Genomic DNA, 1,802 nt, shown 5'->3' with positions numbered 1-1,802 from the left:
ATGCTGCCGAAGACCACCAGGCACCATTTCCGCTCGAACCGGTCGGTGACGAGGGAGGCGAGGTAGGAGCCCAGCGGTGCCCCCACGGTGGTCAGCGCCACGTAGAAGATGGAGTTCTCAACGCTGAAGCCTTCCTTGGCGAGAAGGGTGGGGGCCCAGCTGGAGTAGCCGAAAAAGCCGATGGTCTGGGTGACCCAGAGGATGGTAAGCAGAATTGTGGGCGCAAGGTACTTTTTCTGCAGCAGGAGTGTCAGGGGTGCCTTGGTGGCTTTGGGGGTTTCAACAGGTGCGGCGGGCTCGGGGAGGGCACCCTTTTCCGCGCTGACGGTTGCCTCGATCTCGTTCAGGATGGCGTTTGCTTTTGCATAGTCGCCCTTGTTTTCGTACCAGCGGGGGGATTCCTTGAGGCGCCGGGTGAAGAGGATGAAGAGGATGCCGAGCGCGCCCCAGATGTAGACGAGGCGCCAGGACCAGTCCGAGATGGGGACCACCAGGCTGGCGATGAGGTTGGTGGCCGGCGTACCGCAGATGCCGATGACGATCGCGTACGCCTGGTACTTGCCGCGTTTAGCCGCGGGGAACAATTCGTTGACGTAGATGACCGCCACTACCGTCATCGCGGAGAGCCCGGCGGATGTCAGGACCCGGAAGACGCCGAGGGACACGATGTCCCAGGAGAAGGCTGCGATGAGGGAGAACGACGCGTACCAGAGCGTGGTGATCAGCAGCGCGTTCTTGCGTCCCCAGCGGTCGGCCATCCAGCTGGCGATGAGCGAGCCGAAGAACATCCCTACGAAGGACGCTGAGGTTACGTAGGCCACCTGGTTGACGGTGACGCCCCACAGCTTGATCAGCTTGGGAACGGTGGTGGCGAAGCTGTTGATGTCTGCGAACTCGAAGAAGTAGGCGAATGAGACGGCCACCAGGGCGATCTTGTGGAACTTGGAGATGGGCAACCGGTCCAGGCGGTTTGCGGCGTTGGAATGCGTCATTGGAATCCTTGGGGCAAGAGGGATTGGAGACGGAGCCTAGGCGTTTTCGCCGGGCCAGTAGAGGTTCATGGGGTTGGTGACCAGCAGCTTGTGCTGCCGCTCAGCGGTGGTGGCCACGTGGGGGATGTAGTCCACCAGCAGCCCGTCATCGGGCATGTGGTCGGTGAGGTTCGGGTGGGGCCAGTCGGTTCCCCAGAGCACCCGGTCGGGGAATTCCTCCACGACGGTGCGTCCGAATGCCACGACGTCACGGTAGGGCTCCCGCTCCCCGTCCAAGGCTGGCGGTCCGGAAATGCTGAGCCGCTCAGGGCAGCTGACCTTAACCCAGACGTCGTTGTTTTCGACGAAGCGCAGGAAGCGGCTGAACTCGGGACCGGTGGCGGGCTTGGTGACGTCCGGGCGGCCCATGTGGTCCACCACCAGCGGCGTGGGCAGGGACCCGAAGAACCCTTCCAGGCCCTCCAGGTCCTGCCCCTCGAAGTAGATGACCACGTGCCAGCCCAGCGGGGCGATCCTCCGGGCGATTTCCGCCAACTCCTCCTGCGGCGCGGCATTGACCAACCGCTTCAGGAAGTTGAACCGGACACCCCGCACGCCGGCAGAGTCAAGTCGCTGCAGTTCGGCGTCGTTGATGTCCGGGCGGACGGTGGCGACGCCGCGGGCACGGCCTCCGGCTGCCTGGACGGCGTCCACCATGGCGCTGTTGTCGGCGCCGTGGCAGGTGGCCTGCACGATGACGTTGCGGCTCACGCCCAGGTGGTCGCGCAGTGCGAACAGCTGTTCCTTGCCGGCGTCGCACGGGGTGTACTT

The 1,802-nt window shown here is 64.2% G+C and carries 2 protein-coding genes; both read right to left on the bottom strand.

Annotated features, from left to right (window positions below):
- Positions 1–992: MFS transporter (locus tag K4G53_RS06665; protein ID WP_221384809.1), on the bottom strand; the 992-nt coding region annotated here is incomplete at its 3' end.
- A gap of 36 nt (positions 993–1,028) precedes the next feature.
- A partial coding sequence (locus K4G53_RS06660) for an amidohydrolase family protein (protein WP_221384807.1) occupies positions 1,029–1,802 on the bottom strand: 774 nt, incomplete at its 5' end.

This window comes from Arthrobacter sp. MAHUQ-56 (assembly GCF_019710585.1).
GTDB lineage: Bacteria > Actinomycetota > Actinomycetes > Actinomycetales > Micrococcaceae > Arthrobacter.
The sequence above is the reverse complement of the archived record's forward strand: the minus strand, read 5'-3'. Positions and strand labels throughout refer to the sequence as shown.